General features: G+C 31.8%; 4 protein-coding genes and 1 pseudogene. All 5 read left to right on the forward strand.

The genetic code is table 11. From position 1 onward, the window contains the following. Nucleotides 1-555 (forward strand): LUD domain-containing protein (locus Q0Q96_RS00445; RefSeq protein WP_293870183.1); only part of this gene is annotated, 555 nt, incomplete at its 5' end. A 1-nt stretch (nt 556) separates the two neighbouring features. After that, the gene (locus Q0Q96_RS00450; RefSeq protein ID WP_293870185.1) at nt 557-1360 is read left to right on the forward strand and encodes a phosphatidate cytidylyltransferase; all 804 of its coding nucleotides are present in this window, start codon (nt 557-559) and stop codon (nt 1358-1360) included. Then, nucleotides 1350-2003 carry a phosphatidylserine decarboxylase family protein gene (locus Q0Q96_RS00455; RefSeq protein WP_293870187.1) on the forward strand — a complete coding sequence of 218 codons (654 nt, stop codon included), beginning with the start codon at nt 1350-1352 and terminating at the stop codon, nt 2001-2003. Before Q0Q96_RS00450 ends, Q0Q96_RS00455 begins: the two co-directional genes overlap by 11 nt. A 6-nt stretch (nt 2004-2009) precedes the next feature. After that, entirely contained in the window at nt 2010-2285 is a 276-nt protein-coding gene (locus tag Q0Q96_RS00460) for an acyl-CoA-binding protein (RefSeq protein WP_293870189.1), read from the forward strand. Nucleotides 2286-2291: 6 nt separating this feature from the next. After that, nucleotides 2292-2708, forward strand: a pseudogene (locus Q0Q96_RS00465) (superoxide dismutase); the annotation flags it as partial.

Here is a 2708-nt window from a genome sequence, read left to right on the forward strand (position 1 = left end):
GAAAGTCAAAGTGAATTCAATAATACTCCGTCAAGCTTTTCTTTATTACCTGTTGATGAAAAGTTTACCTATAATTTCAAAAAAAATGGCGGTAAGTTTTTGTATTGCGAAAACTTAAGTGAAGTAAAAGATCAATTTCTTAATATTCTTGAAGAAAATGATTGGTTTGAATGTGAAGCTTTGTGTTATGAGTCAAAATTGTATAGTATGCTTGATGAAAACAAGCTAACTTATGATAAGCCAACACATCCGAAATTTTTATTTGCCAGTTGTGAGAACTTAATTGCCGATGAAGGCTCTGTACTTTTTTCATCCAATCAAATCAAACAAAACAAACCAAATGATTTGCCAGTAAACATTATAATATTGGCAACAACAAGTCAAATTTTAGAAACTAAAAGTGATGGTCTTCGTGTGATAAAAAAGAAATACGACAAAGATTATCCAACCAATATTACCACCATAAAATATTTTGAAAAAGCAAAAGACGAAGACTTTCTTCAATACGGAAGTACTGCAAAAAACTTATACCTGCTGCTTCTAGAAGATTTATAAAATGAATGAATCATTAAAGAGATTATTATCTGGAGTGGTTTATGTTGTACTGCTTTTACTCGCAACTTCTTACTCGGTTACCAGTTTTTATATTCTCTTCGGAATATTTATATTGATTGCAATTTATGAGTTTTGCCAGTTGGTCAAAATAAATAGTATACTTCCTCTTGTTTTTGGCGCTTTTATTTATTGTTTGGAAACACAGTTTAAAATTTCGCATTTCAATGATGTTTTACTCTTATTAGCAACGCTTTTTGCATCGGTGAAATGCCTGCATCTTCTCTTGATTTCAAAAAAAGAAAAAATAGATAAACTTTCAAAGTACATTTACGTTATTGGTTATGTTATCTTTCCGTTTATAATCATTACAAAAATTCCGTTCGGAAAGCACGGTTATAACCCCCAAATTATTATCAGTATCTTTATTCTTATTTGGACCAACGACACTTTTGCATACATTGTTGGAAAATCTATTGGAAAACATAAACTTTTAGAAAAAATATCTCCAAAAAAAACCATCGAAGGATTTTTTGGCGGAATGTTATTTTCTTTATTTGCAGGAATTTTAATTTCAAAATTTTACATTGGTGGTTCAACTTTTATTTGGATTATAAGTTCAATTATAATTAGTATTTTTAGTACTTTAGGTGATTTAATCGAATCTAAATTCAAAAGAATGGCGTCCGTAAAAGATAGTGGAATTATTATGCCAGGTCACGGTGGCGTTTTGGATAGACTAGATAGTATTATATTTGTGGCACCATTTGTTTATTTGTTTTATCAAATCTTAAATTATGTTTCATAAAGAAGGCGGAAAAATTATTTTAATAGCAACATCAATAACAGTCGTAACTTTTCTTTTATCGCATCAAATTACTTCAATCCTATGGTTGGAAAAAGCGATTCAAATTATAACACTGATTTTATTACTATTGGTTTTACAATTTTTTAGAAACCCAAACCGAAGAATAGCCGCCAATGATGCTATAGTAACGGCACCGGTTGATGGAAAAGTTGTTGTGATCGAAGAAGTATTTGAAGATGAATATTTTAAAGACAAACGATTGCAGGTTTCTATTTTTATGTCGCCCATTAATGTTCATGTTACACGTTACCCTGTAAGTGGAAAAGTGAAATATAGTCGATACCATCCTGGAAAATATTTAGTGGCGTGGCATCCAAAAGCGAGTACCGAAAACGAAAGAACCACGATTGTAATTGAGAATAAAGTTTTTGGTGAAATTTTATATCGTCAAATTGCTGGTGCTTTGGCTCGTCGAATTGTAAATTACGCCCAAGAAGGAATGCTTGTGCGTCAAGGCGAAGATGCTGGTTTTATAAAATTTGGTTCTAGGGTTGATATTTTTTTTCCATTGGGAACTAAAATAGAAGTTTCACTTCAACAAAATGCTGTTGGCAATCAAACTGTGCTTGCAGTAAAAAAATAAATGTAAATGACTGAAAAAGAATTAGATATTCGATTTCAAGAAGCAGTAGAAATTGCTTCACACATGTCGCAAGCATCACTTCCACAAGATGAGCAATTGCGGTTGTACGCCTATTATAAACAAGCCACTTTTGGCACGATTGATTATAATCATTCGGCTGATTTTGATTTGAGAAATGCTTTTAAAACCAATGCTTGGATGCAAATAAGCCATCTATCTGTTGAAGAAGCAAAAGAATTGTATATCGAAGCAATTAATGCCATTGCAAAAAATATAAAATAGTACACTATGAAAAAGATTTTTTCAATTGTTTTATGTTGCTCCTATATTTTCTTTCTATCCGCTTGTAAAAGAAAGAAACTCACCGAAGTAGTAGAAGTCCCATTACCTTCAGCGACAGAAAAAGTTACTATAGGTCAACCTGACAATGTAACTGCCGATAGTGGACAATTTTCATTAGTAAAACTACCTTACAAATATAATGAGCTTTCGCCCAGTATTGACATTCTTACGATGGAAGTTCACTATTCGAAACATTATTTAACCTACACCAATAATCTAAATAAATTAGTCGCAGCGGATGCTACTCTAACTAATTTGTCGATTGAAGAAATCTTGAAAAAAGCAGATGGAACCAATGCTGATTTAAAAAATAATGCCGGTGGTTACTATAATCATGGTTTTTTTTGGGAAGGAATGAGTCCA

The organism is Flavobacterium sp., from assembly GCF_025352015.1.
Taxonomy (GTDB): domain Bacteria; phylum Bacteroidota; class Bacteroidia; order Flavobacteriales; family Flavobacteriaceae; genus Flavobacterium.